We start from the raw sequence: 21,834 nt of genomic DNA, 5'->3' as shown, positions 1-21,834 counted from the left end.
AAAAAACATGAGCAAGAATAAATACAAAGATGTAGACGAATTAAAAAAAGAAAAAAATCTTTCAGAAGAAACATTGGTTGAAGAAACTGTAATTAATGAAAATAATGAAGTTGAAACTACAACTAAATATGTTTCCTCTGAAGTTGTAGAAGATAAAGTTAACGAAGAAAATAATATGAATGAAAAACAAAATTTATCAGAAGAAATCACTAGGACTGCTAGAGTAGCTAAAGATTACACTAACAGACCAAAAGTAATTGAAGTAGATAACTTAAACGTATCATTCAATACTTACGCTGGTGAAGTAAAGGCCGTAAGGGGCGTAAGCTTTGACATCTACGATGGAGAAGCTTTAGCATTAGTAGGAGAATCTGGATGTGGTAAAACAGTAGTAAGTAAATCTATACTTCAAATTTTACCTCAATCAGCAGTTATCAAGGAACCTTCTTCAATTAAATACATGGATGAACAAGTTCTTAAAATGGATAAGAAGAGATTGAGACAATACAAGGGATCTGATGTATCTATGATATTCCAAGACCCTATGACTTCTCTTAACCCAACTATGAAAATAGGTAAGCAAATTACAGAATCGCTTTTGTTACACACTGATTTATCAAAAGATGAAGCTAAAAAAGAAGCTATTAAGTTATTAAAGACTGTAAATATTCCTAATGCTGAAGAACGTGTTAAACAATATCCTCACGAATTATCCGGTGGTATGAGACAAAGAGTTATGATTGCAATCGCATTGGCTTGTAACCCTAATGTTATTTTAGCTGACGAACCAACTACAGCACTTGATGTAACAATTCAAGCGCAAATCTTGGATTTGATGAGAGAATTAAGAGATACTAAAAACACTTCTATAGTTCTTGTAACTCACGATTTAGGTGTAGTAGCAGACTTTGCCGACAGAATTCAAGTAATGTATGCCGGAGAAATCATGGAAACTGGTACAGTACAAGAAATATTTAAAGATGCACATCACCCATACACATGGGCATTATTGATGAGCGTTCCAAGACTTGACTCTTCAAAGGATAATGAATTGTATTCATTAGGTGGAACTCCACCAGACTTATTGATGGAAATTCCAGGATGTCCATTTGCGGCAAGATGTGATTATGCAATGCAAATTTGTAGAGAAAAGAAGCCACCTGAAACTAGATATTCAGACCATCATGTTTGCAGATGTTGGTTAACACATGAACAAGCACCAAAAGTTGAAAGACCTTATTAGGAGTGAATTATGTCAGAAACTAAAGTAATAAAAGAAAAGAACATAGATTATTCAAACAGAGAAGTGCTTGTTGATTTAGAAAACTTGGATAAGTTTTTCAAAGTTGGTAAGAACAAGACTTTAAAAGCTGTTGAAAATGTAAATTTAAAAATATATAAAGGGGAAACTTTCGGACTTGTAGGAGAATCTGGATGTGGTAAAACTACATGCGGAAGAACAGTTATTAATTTATACGAACCTACAAATGGTAAAGTTATATATGAAGGAAAAGATACTTCAAAATTGAGCGGTAAAGAAAAACAAGCTTTCAAGAAAAAAGCCCAAATGATTTTCCAAGACCCATACTCATCACTTGACTCTAAGATGACAATTGGTGATATTATTGGAGAAGGTATCAGAGTTCACTTCCCTGAAATGAAAGAGAAAGATATTCAAAACAGAATTACAGAATTATTAAAAACTGTAGGTCTTAACGCCGAACATGGAGCAAGATTCCCACACGAATTATCTGGTGGACAAAGACAAAGAATTGGTATTGCCAGAGCTTTGGCGGTAGAACCAGAATTTATCGTATGTGATGAACCTATCTCTGCGCTTGATGTAAGTATCCAAGCACAAGTTGTTAACTTACTTATTGAATTACAAAGAGAAAAGAAATTAACTTATTTGTTTATTTCTCACGATTTATCAATGGTAAAACACATTTCAGATAGAATAGGCGTAATGTATTTGGGTAGTATGGTAGAGGTATCTTCTAACACTAAGATTTATAATCAACCACTTCACCCTTATACTAAAGCATTGATTTCTGCAATTCCTATTCCAGATCCTGATGTTTCAAGCGAAGGACGTGTTAAATTACAAGGAGAAATTCCTTCACCAATTAATGCTCCAGAAGGATGTAAGTTCTGTACAAGATGTAATTATGTAATGGAAATCTGTAAAAAAGACAGACCTGTATTACAAGAAGTAGCAGATAAACACTTTGTAGCTTGTCACTTATTCGATAAGGGATTAGACGAAGGTATAAGAGCTATGAGAGAACAAGATGCTAAGCTTAGTCGTGCACCACAATCTGAAGTTCAAGAAAATGTTGAAGAAACAACAGCTGAAGCTGAAATGGACAAGAGAATAGATGACGAAGTACAAGCTAGAAATATCGACTCTACAGGAATGACAAAATAAATTATATTCCCCGCCATGTGCGGGGTTTTGTTTTGCCCAAAATTCAAACACAATATCAAATATATGATAAAATAATCATTGGTGTTAAAATTAATTTATAATTACACCACAGGAAATTTGCTATGATATAATAAATTGAGAGGGGAATTATGATTAAGAATATATTATTTGATCTTGATGGTACTATTACGAATTCTTATGAGGGAATAGTAAATGCTGTTAAGTTTAGTTTGGATAAAATAAATTTTAAATACGATGAAAGTAAGCTCATATCTTTTATTGGACCACCTTTAAAAGACAGTTACATGGAGTTGGGATTTAGTGAGACTGAATCCAAAGAAAGAATTGAAGATTTCAGGGATTACTATTTCGAAAAAGGCATGAAAGAAATGGAACTCTACGATGGAATTGTAGAAACTATAGACAAATTTTATGATGAGGGATATAAAATTTATTTGGCGACAAGTAAAGTTGAATCATCGGCTAGAAAAATTCTTTCGGATAATAATTTGTTGAAATATTTTTCGTATACTGCTGGTGCGACTATGGATCAATCTAGAGTTGAAAAAGAAGATGTAATTGCTTATTTGATAGATAAAACTGGCATAAAACCAGAAGAATCGATTATGGTTGGAGATAGACATCACGATATTGAAGGGGCAAGACTTAACAATATTAAATCAATTGCTGCAGGATATGGATTTGGAAATGCAGAGGAATATAAAAATGCGGTTTTTGTTGCAGATAATCCAATTGATGTGTATAAATTTGTGATTAATCAAAATGATAGGTGATTTGAATGGTTAATAATATTAAAAATACGGTTATGGAATTTTCAAAAGAAAATGAAGAAGTTAGAAGTCTTATTGAAACGGGAAGAAGACTTAATCCTACTTTAAAAAAAGACGAAAACACAGATTATCATTTTGTATTCGGAGTAAGTGATTTTGAAAAGTTTAAGGATTCACACTTCATTGAAAGTTTATTCGGTGATGTGTTAATGTTAGAAAAATCTGACAAATTAACCTACACAAATAAAATTAATCCTCACAATATCAGCTACACTATTGTGCTTAATGATATTTCTAAAATCAGAATATTTTTCATTAAGGAAAACACGATGCAAGCTTATATTAATGAAGATAGCCAAGCGGAAATTTTAGTAGACAAAGACCAAGTTTTAGTTGGCAATAGTACCAAATCAGATGTTTGTTTCAGACAATTAAAGCCAACTAAACATGAATTTGAATCGCTAGTTAATCAAATGTTCATCAATTCGTTAAATGTTGCAAAAGGTTTGTACAGAAAAGAAGAAATCTACGCCATTCAAATGTTTTATCATGTCAGAGAGAACGTAGATAAAATGACGGGTTACTATATTGGTAGTAATTACGACTTCAATGTTAATATAGGATACAATTACGAATATATCAAGACTTATCTTCCAAAAGATCATTATGAAAGATATTTGCAAACATATCCACTTCCTGAAATAGAGAATCTTTGGAGTACATTGTTCAAATCGTGTGACCTTTTTAGAAAACAAGGACTTCATGTCGCAGAGCTTCTTGGATATGAATATCCTAAGAGAGTTGACCGTGATATAATGCAAAAAATTAGAGATATATGGCAAAGATCATACGATTAAAAAAACTGGTTTATAAAAACCAGCTTTTTTTATCCCTTGAATATTTCCAAACCAAACATATCACACATATCGTTTAATCCTTGTAGGATTTCGTCACGACTGTAGTTTGATTTTTGAAGTTTTTCATCCGAAAGTCCTTTTAATTTGTCATAAAATCTCGTTGCGATTGTTGCATACATAAGATTATTTGTTTCTAGCTTTTCGAACAAAATATTTTCAGCATCGTTTATTCTATCTTCTTCGATTAGATTTTCCAACAATCTTTCAAATTCGAATGAATCTTTTTGGTATTGTTCATTCTCATTTAATTTTCTACCTTTTTCCATATCTGTAAATAATTTTTGCAAAAATTCACTGACCACATTGATTTGTTTTAGTAGCCAATCGTTTGATTCTATCATATTATCACTCTTTCTAAATTTCTCTACTTATATTATACTAAATTTCTTAGTTTTGATATACTATTAATAGAATAAGATTATCGGAGAAAATTATGATTGTAAAATTAAAAAGAAATCCTAACGAAAAGGAAGTAAAAAAACTAATAGATTTTTTAAATGAACAAAACGTCAGAGTTGATGAGACTGTTGGTGATAGATACACGATTATTTCTTTAATAGGAGATACTTCAAGCATTGATGAGAAGCTAATATCACGCTTTGATATTGTGGATAAGGTTATTAGAATTGAAGAACCTTTTAGTAAGGCAAACAAAAAATACCATCCACAACCTAAAATTGTCGATGTAGATGGTGTAAAAATAGGTGACGGAAATTTCTGCGTGATGGCAGGACCTTGTTCTGTTGAGAGCGAGGAACAGATTATTACCATTGCTAAAAGCGTGAAAGAAAACGGAGCAAATATCCTTAGAGGCGGAGCTTTTAAGCCTAGATCTTCGCCTTATGCTTTCCAAGGATTAGGCAAAAAGGGAATCGATTTGTTAATCCAAGCAAAAAAAGAAACTGGACTTCCAATTATTACAGAGATAATGGATTTGTCTGATTTGGATTATTTCAACGATGTCGATATGTTGCAAGTTGGAGCTAGAAATATGCAAAATTATTCCTTGCTTAAAGAGTTGGGACATTCAGATAAGCCAATTTTACTAAAGAGAGGTTTGAGTGCTACTTACAAGGAATGGATAATGAGCGCAGAGTACATTATGACTGGTGGCAACGAAAATGTCGTATTGTGTGAGAGAGGAATTCGAACTTTTGAAAATTACACTAGAAATACATTGGATATTTCTGCTATTTCTGTGATGAAGGAATTGTCACAACTTCCTATTATAATGGATCCATCACATGCGAGTGGTAAATACACTTTGATAGAACCGCTATCACTTGCATCGACTGCGGCAGGTTGCGACGGACTTATGATTGAAGTGCACAACGATCCAGAAAATGCTCTAAGCGATGGACCACAATCTGTCACTTGCGAAAGATTTAGAACTATAATGAGAAAAGTAAGGAAATTAAGGCAATGTATTCAGTAATAAATGTCAAAAATTACGATTTAATAGTTGGTCTTGATGCTTTGAATCTATCACGCGATTATTTGAAAAATTTCATAAAATCAAAAGCGATTATTATTACCGATGAAAATGTCGATAGGTATCACCACAAAACACTGGATATTTTATTAGATGAATTGGAGATTGAACATGAATTTTACGTTATAAAACCAGGAGAATCTTCCAAAAGCTTATCAGAGTACGAAAAAATAATGACTTACATGAGTATGTCTTATCACAGAAATGACACTGTGATTGCTTTTGGTGGAGGAGTCGTTGGAGATTTGGCTGGTTTTGTAGCTGCGACTTTTATGCGTGGGATTGATTTCATTCAAATTCCTACGACTGTTTTGTCAATGGTAGATTCATCCGTAGGGTCTAAAACTGGGATTGATTTGCCAACTGGGAAAAACTTGATAGGAGCGTTCAAGGATCCAAAGCTTTGCATTATTGATCCACTTTTGTTGAAAACTTTAGACGATTACGTGTTTGAAGATGGTTTCGGGGAAATTATCAAATACGCGATTTGTTTTGATGAAGAATTATTCGACATGATAAGTTCCAAAAGATACACTAAACAAAGCGATTTATCGGAAATTGTGGAGATTTGTGTGAGCATTAAAAAAGATATCGTCCTCCAAGACAAATTGGAGCAAAATTTGAGAAGATTATTAAATTACGGGCACACATTGGGACATGCTGTCGAAAAACTGTCCGATTATAATGTTATGCATGGACATGCCGTAGCTTTCGGAATGAAGTGTATGGCGAAAAAATACAGCAAGGATTACGACAGAATCTTGGAAGTTTTGAAAATGTATAATTTGAATTATAATTACGATTATTCTGAGGAAGATGTCTATGAAGTTAGCCTTCGCGATAAGAAAAACACAAAAGACATGATTAGTTTGATAGTTTCCGAAGAAATTGGAGATTGTACGGTTTTGAGTATGAACAAATCGGATTACAAAAAGGTTTTGAGTGATATTTATGAAGATTAAAACGGACAATTTACAAGGAACAGTGGATGCTATATCTTCCAAATCATTTGCACACAGGTTTTTGATTTTAGCAAGTGTTGCAGATACCGATACAACAATTATTATTAATGAATTCTCAAACGATATAATGACAACTATTGATTGTCTGAGAAATTTGGGAGTAGAAATCGACATAAACGAAAATGAAGTTACAGTTCATCCTTCGTTTTTCCAAAAAGATGTGTCTGATATTAATGTAAATGATTCGGGTTCAACTTTGAGATTTTTGCTTCCATTGGTGAGTTTCTTATCTCAAAAAACTAACGTAAAATGCACTGGAAGATTACAAGATAGGCCGATAAAAGAATTGATGGATCAATTGAAATTATCGGGTCTTACTTTTAGTGCAGATAAACTTCCTTTTACAGTTGATGGAACTTTTCATAAAATTGATTTCGAATTTCCTGGCGATGTATCCAGCCAATATATTTCTGCGATTATGATGATTGCACCACTTATTGGTGGCTGTGAAATCAAATTGACATCACTACTTGAATCTACTGGATATATCAAAATCACACAAGAATGTTTGAGATTATTTGGAGTAGATTCCGAGATTTTATTTGATAAAGTCATCGTAAAACCAGGGGCTTTAAAATCACCTGGGAAAATAATCGTAGAAGGAGACTGGTCAAACGCGGCGTTTTTCTTGTGTGCAAATGAATTGGGTGCAGATATAAACGTTCAGAACTTAAACATGGTCTCAGTTCAAGCAGACAGAAAAATAGTTGAATTATTAGAAAAAATAAATAAAAACAGAGATTACTGTGAAATAGATATATCACAAACACCAGATTTATTTGTAATTTTGGCAGTGGTTTTGTCTCAAAAATGCGACAAATCGGTGCTAAAAAACGCCAAAAGATTGAGACTCAAAGAATCGGATAGAATTCAATCAACTTACGATATGTTAACATCATTCGGCGTAAACTGCGAGATAGAAGGAGATAATCTCGTAATCTACAAATCAGAAATGAAACCTGCTGTTGTAAATTCTTGTGATGATCACAGAATTGTAATGGCTGCTGCAATAGCATCTATCATTACGAAAGAAATTGAAATTAAAGATTGGCAAGCTGTGAAGAAATCTTATCCATCGTTTTTTGATGAAATAGAAAGGTTGGGTAGCGATGTCATCGATAGGTAAATTAGTTAAGTTAACCGTGTGGGGAGAGTCTCATGGCTCGATGATTGGTGGAGTGATTGATGGAGTTGATTCAGGAATCAAAATCGACTACGAAAAATTGAGAGCACATATGAAAAGAAGATCTCCCGGCAAATCCAACACGACACTTAGAAAAGAATCCGATGAGGTTGAGTTCGTGTCGGGGATATTGAATGATACAACAACGGGTGCTCCATTATCTTTTGTGATTAAAAATTCAAATCATCACTCAAAAGATTACACAAATATCTACAATACGCCAAGGCCATCGCATGCGGACTATCCAGCAATTGTTAGATACAATGGTTTCAACGATATCAATGGAAGTGGACATTTTTCTGGAAGATTGACTGCAGTCATTAATGTGGCAGGATTTATTGCAAAAGAAATTTTGAAGCAACACGATATTTATGTGTTCAGCCACTTGTATTCACTCGGTGATATTGTAGATGAAAGATTTGATGATTTAAAATTTACAGACTACAGTTACTTGAAAAATAAAAAAATCGAAGTAATAAACGATGAAATAATCGATAAAATAGACAAGAAGATAGAAAGTTTAAGAGATAGAAAAGATTCCGTTGGATCAAGTGTCGAAACTGTTGTGTATAATTTGAGATCGGGAGTTGGAGATACGCTTTTTGATTCGATTGAATCTAGATTGTCACAAAGCTATTTTGGAATTGGAGCAGTAAAATCGGTTGAATTTGGTTTGGGGAAATCATTCGACAAATCAAATGCATCTGTTGTGAATGACTGCTATTATATAGAAAACGAACAAATCAAAACAAAAACGAATTATAACGGTGGAATACTGGGAGGAATTTCGACGGGAATGCCGATAATTTCCTTAGTTACTTTCAAACCACCAGCATCGATTGGAATAACACAAGATACGGTTGATTTGAGAAGTAGAACGAACACTACCTTGACTGTTGAAGGAAGACACGACCCAAGCATTGGTATCAGAGCCGTAAGCGTTATGGAGTCAATCACAGCTTTTGTGATTTACGATTTGTTAAAGGAGTATGGATGGAAAAATTTAGAAAAGAAATAGATAAAATTGATTCTGAAATCGCCGGATTATTAGAGAAAAGATTTGAGATTTGTTCTGAAATTGGAGATTTTAAATCAAAGAATAATATTGAGACAGAAGACAAATCGAGAGAAAAGGAAATATTTGAAAAAATAGAACAAACAAATTTAAAATACCGCGACAATATAAAGGAAGTTGAATCCAAAATTTTACTAGAATCAAAAAAAATTCAGGATAATTTGAAATGAAATACGGATTATTAGGAAAATCTTTAAAGCATAGTTATTCCAAAGAAATTCACGAACTATTAGGATACTACAAATACGAATATTTTGAAGAAGATGATTTGGATAAATTTTTCAAAAGAAAGGATATCAATGGAATAAATGTAACTATTCCGTACAAGGAAGACGTCATAAAATACTTGGACGAAATGAGTGAAGACGCGAAAAAAATCGGATGCGTAAATACGATTAAATTTTCTGATACTATCAAAGGATATAACACCGACATCGACGGAATGGAGTATATGATTAGTCGAATTGTCGATTTGAAAGGTAAGGAAGTCGTGATTTTAGGTGATGGTGCGACTAGTAAAACAGCCGTAGAGTGTGCGAAAAGACTTCAAGCAAGAACTATTAAAGTGATTTCACGAAAAGGTGAGCATAAGTTTGAAGATGTAGATTATTACAAAAAATGCGACGTTCTAATCAACGCAACTCCAGTGGGAATGTATCCGAATAATTTGAAATCAGTTATAAAATTAGGGAAAATCAGACCAGAAGCTGTGTTCGATGTGATTTATAATCCGAACAAAACTTCCCTTTTAATGGATTGTGATAGACTTAAAATTCCAAACGACAATGGTTTGCGAATGCTGGTGTATCAAGCTGTAAAAGCGTGTGAGATTTTTACTTCTAAAAAAATAGACGATGATGTTGTAGAAAATATCGTACAGAAAATTAGAACGAAAAATATGAATATTGCACTGGTTGGAATGCCTGGAAGTGGTAAAAGTACGGTTGCTAAAATCATCGCAAAAAACACTAACAAGAAACTTGTGGATATCGACAAAATCATCACGCAAAGATATGGAAGTATTAACGATATATTTGCAGTACAAGGCGAAAAATATTTCAGAAAAATAGAGTCTAAAGTTTTAGAAGAATTTTCCAAAGAAAAGAACTTGGTTATCGCAACTGGTGGAGGAGCTGTAACTGTGAAGAAGAATTTTTATTATCTTCATCAAAATTCAGTTGTTTATTGGATTGACAGACCGAACAGTAAATTATCCAGAAAAAACAGGCCGATTTACAAAACAAATACTATGCGTGAGATTAGACAAAACAGAAATTATTTGTATCGAAGATTCAGCGATAAATATTTCAACAATTACAACGCAAAAACAACTGCCAAATTAATCGTGGAGGATTTCAATGAAGCTATATATTATTAATGGACCCAATTTAAATATGCTTGGCATAAGAGAACCTGAAATTTATGGTAAGCTGACATTACAAGACATTGAATCCAAGATAAAATTATACTGTGCAAAAAATCAAATAGATGTAGAGTTTTATCAGTCAAATCACGAGGGAGAAATCGTGGATATTATTCAAAGTGCTTACAAAAAAGCAGACGGAATAATCATAAATCCTGCGGCATATACGCATACATCTGTTGCGATTTTGGACGCATTGAAAGCTGTGGATATTGATACAGTTGAGGTGCATTTGTCAGATGTTGATGAGAGAGAGGATTTTAGAAAGTTTTCATTTGTATCACTTTTTGCAAAAAAAGTTATCAAGGGAAAAGGCGCAGATGGATATATTGAGGCTATCGATTTTTTCTTAAATAGAATATAATATAGGTATGAAAAATCAAGGAGGAGCAATGGACGAATTACAAAAACGTGGTTTATTTAATGAACACGGAGATATTGAATTATCAAAGAGAAAAATAATTAATGGCAATACTACTAATTTGAACGATTTTAACAACATAAAGTACTCTTGGACAAGTGAATGGTACAGACAAGCTATGAATAACTTCTGGATTCCAGAAGAAATCAACTTGAATCAAGATATCAAAGATTACAGAAATTTATCGGAAGACGAAAAGATTGCTTACGATAAGATTTTATCGTTTTTGATTTACTTGGATAGTTTACAAACTGCGCAACTTCCAAATTTGGAAGCATACATCACTGCTAATGAAATAAACTTGTGCTTATCTATTCAAGCATTCCAAGAATCTATTCACTCACAATCTTACAGTTATATTTTGGATACGATTTGTTCTCCAGAAGAAAGAACAGACATTTTATACCAATGGAAAGATGATGAGTTTTTGTTAGAAAGAAACAGATTTATTGGAGATCAATACAACGACTTTTTTGAAGAAAAAAGCGAACGAAATTTCATGAAAGCTCTCATCGCAAATTATATCTTGGAAGGAATTTATTTCTATTCTGGATTTATGTTCTTCTATAATTTGGGAAGAATGGGCAAAATGCCAGGAACTGTACAAGAAATCAGATACATCAACAGAGATGAAAACACTCACTTGTGGTTGTTCAGATCTATGATTTTAGATTTGAAAAAAGAACGTCCAGAATTATTTACTAAAGAAAAAAATGCACAATACAAAGAAATGATAAAACAAGGCTCAGAAGCTGAAATTGAATGGGCAAAATACGTTATCGGTGAAAAAATCCAAGGGTTGTCTATCAAAATGGTTGAAGATTACATCAAATACTTGGGTAATTTGAGATCAACAGGACTTGGTTTTGGAGTTATCTATCCAGGTTATGAGAGAGAAATCCCTTCAATGAAATGGGTAAGCGAATATTCTGACCCAAATAAAATCAAGACAGATTTCTTCGAAGCAAAACCATCAGCTTATTCTAAGTCAGCGATAATAGAAGACGATTTATAAAATATACCCGGCATTTTTATACAGGAAATGCCGGATTATTTAATTTAAGAATATGAAAATACAATTAGAAGACAAAAGATATCAAAAAGAGTGCATAGATATTTTTACGATATTTGATTTCAAACAAAATCTAGAATTTGGTGAAAGTGATTTTGTCGTAGGAAAAGATTACGTAAAAAAAGAGAAAACTTATCCATTCACTACAAGATTAGAACTAAAAAGAATACTCTATACCATATTTTCAAGAAGATACAATTATACAAATGATTGGGGAATATTAACTGGAACGAAACCCTCTAAGATTTTAAAAAATCATACAGACGAAGAATTAAAACAAATGTATTTAATTAATGATGAGAATTTGAAATTACTTAGAAATATCGATGAAGTTCAGTCTAGCTTAGATTTTGATGAGAAAAACTACAACATTTACATCAATATTCCGTTTTGCCCGAGCCGATGCGATTATTGTTCCTTTCCTACTATTGTTTACAAAAATAACGACAGAAGAGAAGAATACTTGGGGTATCTACTAAAAGAAATAACCGAAGTCTCAAAAAGTATCGACAAAAACATAATTAAAACAATTTATGTTGGAGGTGGAACTCCGACTAGTTTAGACTACACAATGCTTGAAAAATTATTGAAAGTTATTGAAAACTGTTTTTTGTCAGAAAACTTGGTTGAATACACATTTGAAGCTGGACGAGAAGATAGCTTGGACTTTGATAAGCTAAAATTGTTAAAAAAGTACAACGTGACAAGAATTAGCTTGAACCCACAAACTTTTAACGAAAAAGCACTGAAAGCTATGGGAAGAATTCAAAATAATGAGAACTTGCTTGATTTGTACACTCAAGCTAAAGACTTGGGATTTGTGATAAATATGGATTTCATACTTGGATTATTGTACGATGATGTGAACAATACAGAAAAAAACCTCGAAATTCTAAGACAGCTCCAACCTGATAATATAACTTTTCACACACTGTCGATAAAAAAAGGAAGTAAATACTCGCAACAATACGACAAGGGAAATTTTAAAGAAAATATTGCTGAGAAACAAATGCAATTGATAAAAAAATGGACATTTCAAAATAATTACCGTCCGTATTATTTATATCGTCAGAAAAATATTCTGAATAACATGGAAAATATCGGATATTGCAGAGATATTCCTTCCAGATACAATATCGTAATCAATGAAGAATTAGAAAGCATAATAGGATTTGGAATGACTGCTAATTCTAAAATCATAAAAGATGATATAATAAAATACACAAACTACAAAAATTTAAGAGATTATTCAGAAAAATTAGACGAAATAATAAAAAGAAAGGTGGAAATTATCAATGGGTGAACTAAAGAAAAGAGAAGAATTCAGATCGGATAAAAGTAGAGTTTTCCAAACGATAAAAGATAGATTGTTAGACAATTCAAAACCAACAGGAGTTGAAAATCAGTACGTAATAGATAACTTGGGAGTTACAATGACCTACACTATAAAAGAAATCGTTGAAAACGAAAAAATGTACATCGATTTAAACTCCAAAAGCATAGATGGATATTTGAATTTTGATTTTGGAGATACAAATTCAGGAAGTTTTGTGGATGTTGATATGAAACTTCACAACAAATCATTATTCGGCGGATTGATGAATTTCGTAATGGATGTGGAAAAACTAGAGAATAAATTAGTGTATGAATTGAAAAAAGAATTGGGGGAATTGTAGAACTTCAATGTTTTCAATTGAATAATATATGACATAGTCCTCATGATTGTAATTCAAAATTTCTTGTTTTGGATAACTTTCATGGGGATTTTTTCGTTTTATAATGACAATTTTTTCTAAATCTAGTCAAAAGTACTTCAAATATTACAAAAATGTAATATTTTAGACTGTTGTACTCAATTAACAAATGAAATTAAAATTTGCTGTAACCTTTTTGTAACCCTTAATTTTCAAGCATTTAACAATTTTAAAATTTGAGCGAATAGATACAAAGAGTTCTAATGAAAACAAATATCGTTTAAATGGGCAAAAATATGTTCCTTTTTCTTGAATTATTTTTCTCGGTTTAATAAAATAGCCGAGTAGTAAAAATTAAACACAAAAAAATCTAAAAAAGAAAGAGGAGATACAAATGAATTTTAGAAAGTTAATTTTAAATTCTTCGGTTGTCATTATGACAAGTTTATTAGCATTTGTACCATCAAATTCACAAGCAAAAGATTTAAATAATGTTAAAGTAGAACAAAAATCAAGTGAAAATATACAATCAAAAAAATATTGGATAAATGATGATACAGATTTGTTTAAGGAAGAAAATGAACATAGTAAAATAATCGAAGTATTGGAACAAGGTGACAATGTAAAAGTTGAAAAAATCGGAGAAGTTTTTGCGAAAGTAAATTTCACAAGAGATGACAAAAAATTCGAAGGTTTTATTTTCAAATCATATTTGTCAGAAAAAGAAGTTAAACCAGATCCAAACAAATTTGAAGGATGGGTTAATGAAGAAACTAAAGTTTTCGATTCAAAAGAAAAGGAAGCAAAAGAATTGGGAGTAATCGACAAAGACTCAGAAATCAAAGGTCATATCGATGAAGATAATTTGAGAATTACTTATTTCGGAAGAACTGCTTATATTGCTGCAAAGAATACAACAAAGGAATCTCCAGAAGACAGAGATAAAAGATTAGCAAAAGAAAGAAAAATCCAAGCTCAAAAACTTGCAGAAAAAAGAAAAAAAGAACAAGAAGAAAGAGCTAAGAAGGAAAAACAACAAGCACAATCAGCTCCTCAAAATGTTTCAGGAAGAACTATCACAATGAGATCTACTGCTTATACTTCAGATCCTGCAGAAAATGGTGGATATTCTACAACTGCAATGGGAACAGCAATTAGATATGGTGTAGCTGCTGTGGATCCTAGAGTTATTCCATTGGGAACTAGATTGTACATTGAAGGTTACGGATATGCAAGAGCAGAAGATACTGGTGGAGCTATTAAAGGAAATAGAATCGACTTAGTATTTGGTTCAAAATCTCAAAGCAACAATTGGGGAAGAAGAACTGTTAGAGTTACAATTTTAAACTAATTAAATATTATTACTACGATAAAATGAGGCGATGAATTTCATCGTCTTTTTTAATTGACAAATACATAAGATATGATATAATTAAAAGTTTTGTTATTGAATTAAATTTGTGATTAAGCTATAATATATAGTGAGGTGATAGTATGTTTAAAATAGGCGATAAGATTGTTTACCCTATGCACGGTGCAGGCATAATTACCGAAGTTCAAAATAAAGAGGTCTTGGGAGTTAAAAAAGATTATTATATTTTGCAAATGCCAATGGGAGAAATGAAAATCTCGATACCCGTAGATAAGATAAATGATATGGGAATAAGATTTGTAGCACAAGAAGAAACTATTCATTCTTTAAGAGATATTTTAAAGAATAGTGAAGTTGATTTTCCTTCAAATTGGAATAAAAGGTACAAAGAAAATCTCGAAAAATTGAGAACGGGAGATATAAAAGAAACTGCCATTGTGTATAAGGGCTTGTATGAATTAGATTGTTCAAAAGGCCTATCCATGATTGAAAAGAAAGTACTTAATACCTCCAGAAAAATGCTTATTAGTGAAATAGCAAGTGGTTTGAATATCAAACCATCAAAAGCTGAAAGCATGGTGAACGAATTAATCGATTTAGATTAAAATATTTGTGAAAGGAGAAATGATTTGTTCAGACGAGGGATGTCAATACTGATATCTATCATCGGAGCTATTTTAGGAATTATATTTACTAATGTTATTTTCAGTAATTTTATTGAAAAATCAACTAGTGTTATTATTAAGATAGTCGCTATGATAATAGCGGCAGTCGTATTTGGATTCATATTTTATGCTTTGGCTCCGAAATTCATATCGGTAGAATTAAAATTGATAGAATCTATTGAAGATTCGCTTAAAAAGTTCTCTCTGGTCGATATTGTTATAGGGACAATTGGTCTGGTAGTAGGGCTGATATTAGCTTTTTTGATATCACAACCGTTGTTAAAATTAAATATTCCAGGGATAGGAACTGTATTGACGGTTATTTTTGAAATTGTGTTTTATATTGGAATGGGGTTTTTGGGAGCAAAACTTGCCCTTAATTATCACGATGATTTTCTCGCATTTTTCGATAGAATCAAAACCAAAGAAAAACCAAATCTAAAATTTTCAAACAAAGATAGCAAAGTTAGACCTAAAATCGTAGATACTTCAACTATTATCGATGGGAGAATTATCGATATATTAAAGACGGGATTTTTGGAAGGGAATTTAATAATTCCAATATTTGTTATCGAAGAACTTCAACATATCGCGGATTCTGATAATTATTTGAGAAGACAAAAAGGAAGACGTGGATTGGATATTTTAAAAACTATGCAAACTGAGTACAAGGACAAGGTTAAAGTGGTTGATAAGAGGTATCCTAATATTGATAAAGTCGATTCTATGCTTGTAAAAATGTCAGAAGAATTGAATGCAAATTTACTTACGAACGATTATAATTTGAATAAGGTTGCAGACTTGCAAGAAGTTTTCGTGTTCAACATAAATGATTTGGCAAATGCTATGAGACCTGTTTTTGTAGCGGGTGAGCCGATTAATGTGTCAATCATCAAAGAAGGACGCGAAAACAATCAAGGTATAGGATACTTAGATGATGGTACTATGATTGTAGTGGAAGATGGCAAAAAATATTTGGGACAAGTTATTGAATGTACTGTTACAAGTGTTCTTCAAACTTCTGCAGGTAAAATGATCTTTGCAAAGAAATCTGATGGGAAAGATCAGTAGTTTTATATTGTATTTATTATTTGAACTTATTAGAGAACTATTTGTGTAGTTCTCTTTTTTTATTGCAAGAGCAAATTTTTTTAATTAAATTGATTTTTTGATATAATAATAATGAGGTGTTATATGGATAAATATATTTCAGCTATTATAACTGCGGCTGGATCCTCTCAAAGAATGAATAAAAAAATTCCAAAACAATTTTTGAAAATCAAAGATAAAATGATTTTGGAGATGACTTTGGATGTGTTCCAGTCAATCGACGAAATCAAAGAATTCATTCTTGTAATTAGAGAAGAAGACGAAGAATTTGTACGAAATTTTATAAAAAATAAAAATTACAGAGATATCGTAATCGCTATCGGTGGCGACACAAGAGAAAAATCTACATACAATGGTTTGAATAAAGTAAATGAAAATTGTGATTTGATAATAAGCCATGATGCAGCAAGACCGTTTATTAGACGTGAAAAAATACTTGAAGCCATCGAATCTATCGGCGATTATGACGGGCTTGTGGTGAGCGTGGGAGCTAAGGATACAATAAAATACGTTGATGATGATATGAGAGTTGTGAACACTCCTAACAGATCACATTTGTATATGGCGCAAACACCACAAGTCTTCAAATATAAGTCTATCAAAGACGCATATAAACTAGTATTTGACGAAAAAATAAATGTGACAGACGATTCATCTTTACTTGAAATCGTCGGTAAAAAAGTAAAAATAATTAAGGGCGATTATTCCAATATCAAAATAACTACACAAGAGGATTTGCTATTTGGAGAGCTAATTGCTAGAAAGAGAGAAAACGAATGAGAATAGGTTTTGGGTTAGATGTACACAAACTTGTTGAAGATAGAAAATTGATATTAGGCGGGGTTGAAATTCCACACGATAAGGGACTTTTAGGTCACAGCGATGCGGATGTTTTGATTCACGCTATAATGGATGCTATATGTGGAGCGCTTTGCTTGGGAGATATTGGCAAGTTATTTCCAGACACCGATATGAAATACAAGGACATTGATTCCAGAGTGTTGCTTAGAAAAGTTTTTGAAATTATGGATGATATGGGATATGAAGTTGGAAATATTGACTCTACGATTTCTTGCCAAAAACCAAAACTTAGAGATTACATCGACACAATGCGTGAAAATATCGCACAAGATTTGCACACTAATACATTTAATATTTCAGTCAAGGCAACTACAACAGAACAACTTGGCTTCGAAGGCCGATGCGAAGGAATCACAGCTAACAGTGTCTGCATATTGAATAAAAAAGATTTATAGGTGATTATATGAATTTTCGAAGAAAAATAGCAATAGATTTGGGAACAGCGTCTGTTCTTGTGTATTTGCCAAACAAAGGAGTCATATTGAATGAACCTTCTGTTGTGGCGATGAATAGTTTTAATTCAAAAATAATTTCTGTTGGAAAAGATGCTAAGAAAATTTTGGGCAGGACTCCAGGAAATATTGTCGCCAAAAAGCCATTAAAAGATGGTGTGGTTGCAGATTTTAATTCAACAGAAAAAATCATTTCTTATTTACTCAAAAAAACTTTGGGTAAATCACTAATCAGACCAGAAGTTTTGATTTGTGTTCCAAGTCAAATCACACAAGTTCAAAGAAGAGCTGTCATTCAAGCTTCAAAATACGCTGGAGCGTACAACACATATTTAATAGAAGAACCATTAGCAGCAGCTATAGGCTCTGGAATTGATGTAACAGATGCAAGAGGTAATATAGTTGTAGATATCGGTGGAGGAACTACAGATGTTGCGGTGATTTCTATGGGAGGAATTGTAATTAATAAATCAATTCCTGTTGCAGGCGATGAGTTTGACAAAAAAATTCAAGATTTTGTCCAAACAAAATACAATATGATAATTGGGGAATCCACTGCGGAAAAAGTTAAAATAAATGTAGGCAGCGCATATCCTAGAGATGATGGAGAGTTGTACGAAATCAAAGGTAGAAATCTGGTAAATGGATTACCAATGCACATTTACGTTTCGTCAAAAGATATTTCAGTTGCATTGAAAAAGCCGATAGATAAAATTGTAGACACTGTACAAGAAGTTTTGGAACAAACACCAGCTGAATTAGCGGCAGATGTTTACGAAAGGGGAATCATCATGAGCGGCGGTGGATGTCTACTGAAAGGATTGGATAAATTAATTTCTGAAAGAATTGGTGTGAACGCTAGAATTGTAGATGGTCCAATCACGGCAGTTGTTAGGGGAACTGGTAAATCATTAATGTGGATGGATAAATTAAAAGAAGACAGTGATTCTCATCAAGATTTGAGAAGAAAAGTAATTGTTAGCAGAATGAGATAAAATTGTAATTATTACAAATTGTATTCATTGCTTGTTAACGATGTGGTATAATATATGTATAAAATAAAATAGGGGGTATTTTGATATGAAAATGATGACACAAACAAATTTACAATCAGCATTCGGAGGAGAATCTCAAGCAAGAAACAGATACAACATTTGGGGGAATAAAGCTGAAAAAGACGGTTTTAAAAATGTTGCAAGATTGTTCAACGCTACAGCTGACGCTGAAAAAATCCACGCTGCATTACACTTTGATGCATTAAAAGATGTTCACGGTGATTTCGCAGTAACTAGCATGGCTGGTTTCGGAATTGGAAGTACTTCTGAAAACTTAGAAGGAGCTAAAAACGGAGAAATCTTCGAAGCAACTGAAATGTATCCATCATTCATCGAAGTAGCTGAAATGCAAGAAGAAAAAGAAGCAGTAAGAGCTATGAGATTTGCTGTAGAAGCAGAAAAAGTTCACGCTGAAAGATTCGGAAAAGCAAAAGAATTTGTTGACGGTGGAAAAGACTTAGAAGTAGAAGAAATATTACTATGCCAAGTTTGTGGATACATAGGATTTGAAAAAATCGATGCATGTCCAATTTGCGGATGCAAATCCGAAAAATTCATAGAATATTAATTTTTTGATATAAGCCGGGTAATACCGGCTTATATTTTTAAAATCTGGAGGAAATTATGGTAGAGAGAAAGGTTTGTATTACAAACGAGATAGGACTTCACGCAAGAGCTGCATCCAAATTTTTGAATGAAGCAGTAAAATACAATTCTAATATTGAATTCATAAAAGACAATAAAACATACAGTGCTAAAAGTATTATAAGCATTTTGTCATTATCAGCGCATAAAGGATGTGAGCTTATTTTAAGATGTGATGGTGAAGATGAGCAATCAGCACTTGAAAAATTAAGCGAATTAATTGAAAACGGATTGGATTATTAAAATAGAGTGTGAAAATGTTTTTACGAATAAACAGTGCTATGATCGTTTAATTTTGCGAAAAATTGGTGATAATTTATGGTATCATATAATTAAAGAAGTATAGATGGGAATGATTAATTTGGTTTTTTTGGATAAATTTTTTAATATGATCAATACACTAAGATTTTTGGATATCATAGATATCGCTATAGTTGCGGTCTGTATTTACAAATTATATATGATGATAAAAGAAACAAGAGCCGAACAACTTGTAAAAGGCTTAGTAATCATATTTATTTTTGTAAAAATTAGTGATTCGTTGAAATTATACACTGTAAACTGGGTTTTGGAGAACATGATGACGGCTTTGGCTATCATGATAATAGTGGTATTCCAGCCTGAACTTAGAAAAATTTTGGAAACAATAGGTAGAAGTAATATTTTGACCAAATCATTTGCGGATATCAGAGGAGAAAAAGTGGATAAGTGCGTGGAAGAAATTGTACACGCTGTATTTTCACTTTCAAGACAAAGAATCGGTGCATTGATTATCTTCGAGAGAAGTACAGGTCTTGGAGATGTTGTAGAAACAGGCACAGTTTTAAATTCTGCGATTTCTAGCGAACTTTTGATAAATATATTCATACCTAATACTCCACTTCATGATGGCGCAGTTGTAATCAAAAATGATACTATCAAAGCGGCGGCATGTTTTTTGCCATTGTCCACAGAACAATCCATATCCAAGGAATTGGGGACAAGACACAGAGCAGCTATAGGAATGAGTGAAAAAAGTGATTGTCTGGCACTTATAGTTTCAGAAGAAACAGGTGGTATTTCAATAGCTGAACATGGTAAAATCAACAGATACGTTGATGAACCAACTCTAACAAAGATTCTGACAAAATTATACAATGATCAAGATTCTTATATTTTCAACAGAAAGGAAATAGAAGATGAAAGATAAAATAAAGAATAATTCATACTTAAAAAATATTGACTTCAAAGGATTTTATTCAAACAATCTTATAATAAAAATAGTCTGTCTTTTTTTGGCGATATTTTTGTGGTCCTTTGTAATGGAAAATAAAAACCCTGTAGTAACAAAAGATATTCCAGTAGTAAATGTTGAATATCGTGACATAGATAAGTTAAGGGAAAATGGAAGAGTGATAATATCACCGAAAACTCCGACAATATCTATGCGTGTGGAAGGAAGAAGAAACACAATAACCAAAATGAAAAATTCAGAAATAAAAGCTTTTGTCGATGTAAAATCCATAAAAGTGGATTCTGAAACATTACCTGTGCAAGTAAGTCTTCCTCAAGGAGTCAACGTAACTGATCAATCAGACGAAACTATTTTAGTAAAAACAGAAACAGTCGATACGGTTAAATTTCCTATAAGAATAATGAAGGTTGGGGATTTACCAGAAAATGTGGAAATTGACTCCATAAAACTAGATCCAAAAGATATAAAAGTATCTGGAGCGAAAACATATCTTAATTCAATTGATTACGCATCAGTCAAAATTGATCAGTCAAATATTGACAAAGATATCAACTTAGATTTACCGATTAATCTAAGCTTAAAAGACGACACGGCAAGATCATTCTTGACAAAATCATCTGAAAGCTGCAAAGTAATAATCGATGTATTGCTAAAAAAAGATGTCGAAATCAAACCAGTTGTGACTAATATTCCAGACGGATTGAAAGTTAAGAAAGTTACATTTAGTAGACCAACAATCAAGATAAAAGGTCAAGATGATATTATAAAATCACATTCAAATATAACAACCAAAGCAATAGATTTAAAAGATTTTAAAGAGGGAGAAAACACTGTAGATGTAACATTGGATTTACCGCAATCAATAGTCCTTGCAGAAGGCTCAAACGGAAGAATCACAGCAACAGTTGTTCTGGAAAAATAA

At 32.4% G+C, this 21,834-nt stretch carries 25 protein-coding genes; 24 read left to right on the top strand and 1 reads right to left on the bottom strand.

Annotated elements, in window-relative coordinates; genetic code table 11:
- The first annotated feature begins 7 nt into the window (after window positions 1-7).
- The 4 genes from B9N53_RS05370 (at window position 8) to B9N53_RS05355 (ending at window position 4,076) form a co-directional block, all read left to right on the top strand.
- Window positions 8-1,243: an ABC transporter ATP-binding protein gene (locus B9N53_RS05370; RefSeq protein WP_094204018.1), complete on the top strand. Its 1,236-nt coding sequence runs from the start codon at window positions 8-10 to the stop codon at window positions 1,241-1,243.
- A gap of 9 nt (window positions 1,244-1,252) precedes the next feature.
- Complete coding sequence (locus B9N53_RS05365; RefSeq protein WP_094204017.1) at window positions 1,253-2,428, top strand: ABC transporter ATP-binding protein; 1,176 nt, start codon at window positions 1,253-1,255, stop codon at window positions 2,426-2,428.
- A 149-nt stretch (window positions 2,429-2,577) separates the two neighbouring features.
- On the top strand, window positions 2,578-3,222 hold the full coding sequence (locus B9N53_RS05360; protein ID WP_094204016.1) for an HAD hydrolase-like protein: 645 nt from the start codon (window positions 2,578-2,580) through the stop codon (window positions 3,220-3,222).
- A 5-nt stretch (window positions 3,223-3,227) separates the two neighbouring features.
- Window positions 3,228-4,076: an aminoglycoside 6-adenylyltransferase gene (locus tag B9N53_RS05355; protein WP_094204015.1), complete on the top strand. Its 849-nt coding sequence runs from the start codon at window positions 3,228-3,230 to the stop codon at window positions 4,074-4,076.
- A 29-nt stretch (window positions 4,077-4,105) separates the two neighbouring features.
- Here B9N53_RS05355 and B9N53_RS05350 read toward each other — a convergent pair whose 3' ends face one another.
- Complete coding sequence (locus B9N53_RS05350; RefSeq protein ID WP_094204014.1) at window positions 4,106-4,477, bottom strand: DUF6483 family protein; 372 nt, start codon at window positions 4,475-4,477, stop codon at window positions 4,106-4,108.
- Window positions 4,478-4,569: 92 nt separating this feature from the next.
- Between B9N53_RS05350 and aroF the strand changes: the two genes are divergently transcribed.
- From aroF to B9N53_RS05250, 20 genes are all read left to right on the top strand, one after another.
- Window positions 4,570-5,571, top strand: a complete 1,002-nt coding sequence (gene aroF, locus B9N53_RS05345) for a 3-deoxy-7-phosphoheptulonate synthase (protein ID WP_094204013.1) — start codon at window positions 4,570-4,572, stop codon at window positions 5,569-5,571.
- Window positions 5,559-6,590: a 3-dehydroquinate synthase gene (gene aroB, locus B9N53_RS05340; protein WP_094204012.1), complete on the top strand. Its 1,032-nt coding sequence runs from the start codon at window positions 5,559-5,561 to the stop codon at window positions 6,588-6,590. Before aroF ends, aroB begins: the two co-directional genes overlap by 13 nt.
- A complete protein-coding gene (locus B9N53_RS05335; protein WP_094204011.1) occupies window positions 6,580-7,776 on the top strand; it encodes a 3-phosphoshikimate 1-carboxyvinyltransferase in 1,197 nt (398 codons plus the stop codon). Before aroB ends, B9N53_RS05335 begins: the two co-directional genes overlap by 11 nt.
- Window positions 7,760-8,851, top strand: coding sequence for a chorismate synthase (gene aroC / locus B9N53_RS05330; RefSeq protein ID WP_094204010.1), 1,092 nt, complete (start codon window positions 7,760-7,762; stop codon window positions 8,849-8,851). The genes B9N53_RS05335 and aroC overlap by 17 nt, the downstream gene beginning before the upstream one ends.
- Window positions 8,827-9,078, top strand: coding sequence for a chorismate mutase (locus tag B9N53_RS05325; RefSeq protein ID WP_094204009.1), 252 nt, complete (start codon window positions 8,827-8,829; stop codon window positions 9,076-9,078). The genes aroC and B9N53_RS05325 overlap by 25 nt, the downstream gene beginning before the upstream one ends.
- Window positions 9,075-10,286, top strand: coding sequence for a shikimate kinase (locus tag B9N53_RS05320; protein ID WP_094204008.1), 1,212 nt, complete (start codon window positions 9,075-9,077; stop codon window positions 10,284-10,286). Before B9N53_RS05325 ends, B9N53_RS05320 begins: the two co-directional genes overlap by 4 nt.
- Complete coding sequence (aroQ, locus tag B9N53_RS05315; protein ID WP_094204007.1) at window positions 10,267-10,695, top strand: type II 3-dehydroquinate dehydratase; 429 nt, start codon at window positions 10,267-10,269, stop codon at window positions 10,693-10,695. Before B9N53_RS05320 ends, aroQ begins: the two co-directional genes overlap by 20 nt.
- Window positions 10,696-10,723: 28 nt before the next feature.
- The gene (locus B9N53_RS05310) at window positions 10,724-11,767 is read left to right on the top strand and encodes a ribonucleotide-diphosphate reductase subunit beta (protein ID WP_094204006.1); all 1,044 of its coding nucleotides are present in this window, start codon (window positions 10,724-10,726) and stop codon (window positions 11,765-11,767) included.
- Window positions 11,768-11,819: 52 nt separating this feature from the next.
- Window positions 11,820-13,127 carry a coproporphyrinogen III oxidase gene (locus tag B9N53_RS05305; protein ID WP_094204005.1) on the top strand — a complete coding sequence of 436 codons (1,308 nt, stop codon included), beginning with the start codon at window positions 11,820-11,822 and terminating at the stop codon, window positions 13,125-13,127.
- The gene (locus B9N53_RS05300) at window positions 13,120-13,500 is read left to right on the top strand and encodes a hypothetical protein (RefSeq protein WP_094204004.1); all 381 of its coding nucleotides are present in this window, start codon (window positions 13,120-13,122) and stop codon (window positions 13,498-13,500) included. The genes B9N53_RS05305 and B9N53_RS05300 overlap by 8 nt, the downstream gene beginning before the upstream one ends.
- Before the next feature lie 412 nt (window positions 13,501-13,912).
- Window positions 13,913-14,869, top strand: coding sequence for a 3D domain-containing protein (locus B9N53_RS05295; protein ID WP_094204003.1), 957 nt, complete (start codon window positions 13,913-13,915; stop codon window positions 14,867-14,869).
- Between the two features lie 143 nt (window positions 14,870-15,012).
- The gene (locus B9N53_RS05290; protein WP_094204002.1) at window positions 15,013-15,495 is read left to right on the top strand and encodes a CarD family transcriptional regulator; all 483 of its coding nucleotides are present in this window, start codon (window positions 15,013-15,015) and stop codon (window positions 15,493-15,495) included.
- Window positions 15,496-15,519: 24 nt separating this feature from the next.
- Entirely contained in the window at window positions 15,520-16,626 is a 1,107-nt protein-coding gene (locus B9N53_RS05285) for a PIN/TRAM domain-containing protein (protein ID WP_094204001.1), read from the top strand.
- 123 nt (window positions 16,627-16,749) lie between these two features.
- Entirely contained in the window at window positions 16,750-17,445 is a 696-nt protein-coding gene (gene ispD, locus B9N53_RS05280; RefSeq protein WP_094204000.1) for a 2-C-methyl-D-erythritol 4-phosphate cytidylyltransferase, read from the top strand.
- The gene (gene ispF / locus B9N53_RS05275) at window positions 17,442-17,921 is read left to right on the top strand and encodes a 2-C-methyl-D-erythritol 2,4-cyclodiphosphate synthase (RefSeq protein ID WP_002835155.1); all 480 of its coding nucleotides are present in this window, start codon (window positions 17,442-17,444) and stop codon (window positions 17,919-17,921) included. The genes ispD and ispF overlap by 4 nt, the downstream gene beginning before the upstream one ends.
- A gap of 8 nt (window positions 17,922-17,929) precedes the next feature.
- Complete coding sequence (locus B9N53_RS05270; protein ID WP_094203999.1) at window positions 17,930-18,973, top strand: rod shape-determining protein; 1,044 nt, start codon at window positions 17,930-17,932, stop codon at window positions 18,971-18,973.
- An 85-nt stretch (window positions 18,974-19,058) separates the two neighbouring features.
- Window positions 19,059-19,601 carry a rubrerythrin family protein gene (locus tag B9N53_RS05265; RefSeq protein ID WP_094203998.1) on the top strand — a complete coding sequence of 181 codons (543 nt, stop codon included), beginning with the start codon at window positions 19,059-19,061 and terminating at the stop codon, window positions 19,599-19,601.
- A gap of 56 nt (window positions 19,602-19,657) precedes the next feature.
- Window positions 19,658-19,921, top strand: a complete 264-nt coding sequence (locus tag B9N53_RS05260; RefSeq protein WP_094203997.1) for an HPr family phosphocarrier protein — start codon at window positions 19,658-19,660, stop codon at window positions 19,919-19,921.
- Between the two features lie 103 nt (window positions 19,922-20,024).
- The gene (gene cdaA, locus B9N53_RS05255) at window positions 20,025-20,867 is read left to right on the top strand and encodes a diadenylate cyclase CdaA (RefSeq protein ID WP_002835149.1); all 843 of its coding nucleotides are present in this window, start codon (window positions 20,025-20,027) and stop codon (window positions 20,865-20,867) included.
- The gene (locus B9N53_RS05250) at window positions 20,857-21,834 is read left to right on the top strand and encodes a YbbR-like domain-containing protein (protein ID WP_094203996.1); all 978 of its coding nucleotides are present in this window, start codon (window positions 20,857-20,859) and stop codon (window positions 21,832-21,834) included. The genes cdaA and B9N53_RS05250 overlap by 11 nt, the downstream gene beginning before the upstream one ends.

It is taken from the genome of Finegoldia magna, assembly GCF_002243175.1.
Taxonomy (GTDB): domain Bacteria; phylum Bacillota; class Clostridia; order Tissierellales; family Peptoniphilaceae; genus Finegoldia; species Finegoldia magna_J.
Note: the sequence above shows the minus strand (reverse complement) of the source record. Positions and strands in the feature narration are given on the sequence as shown.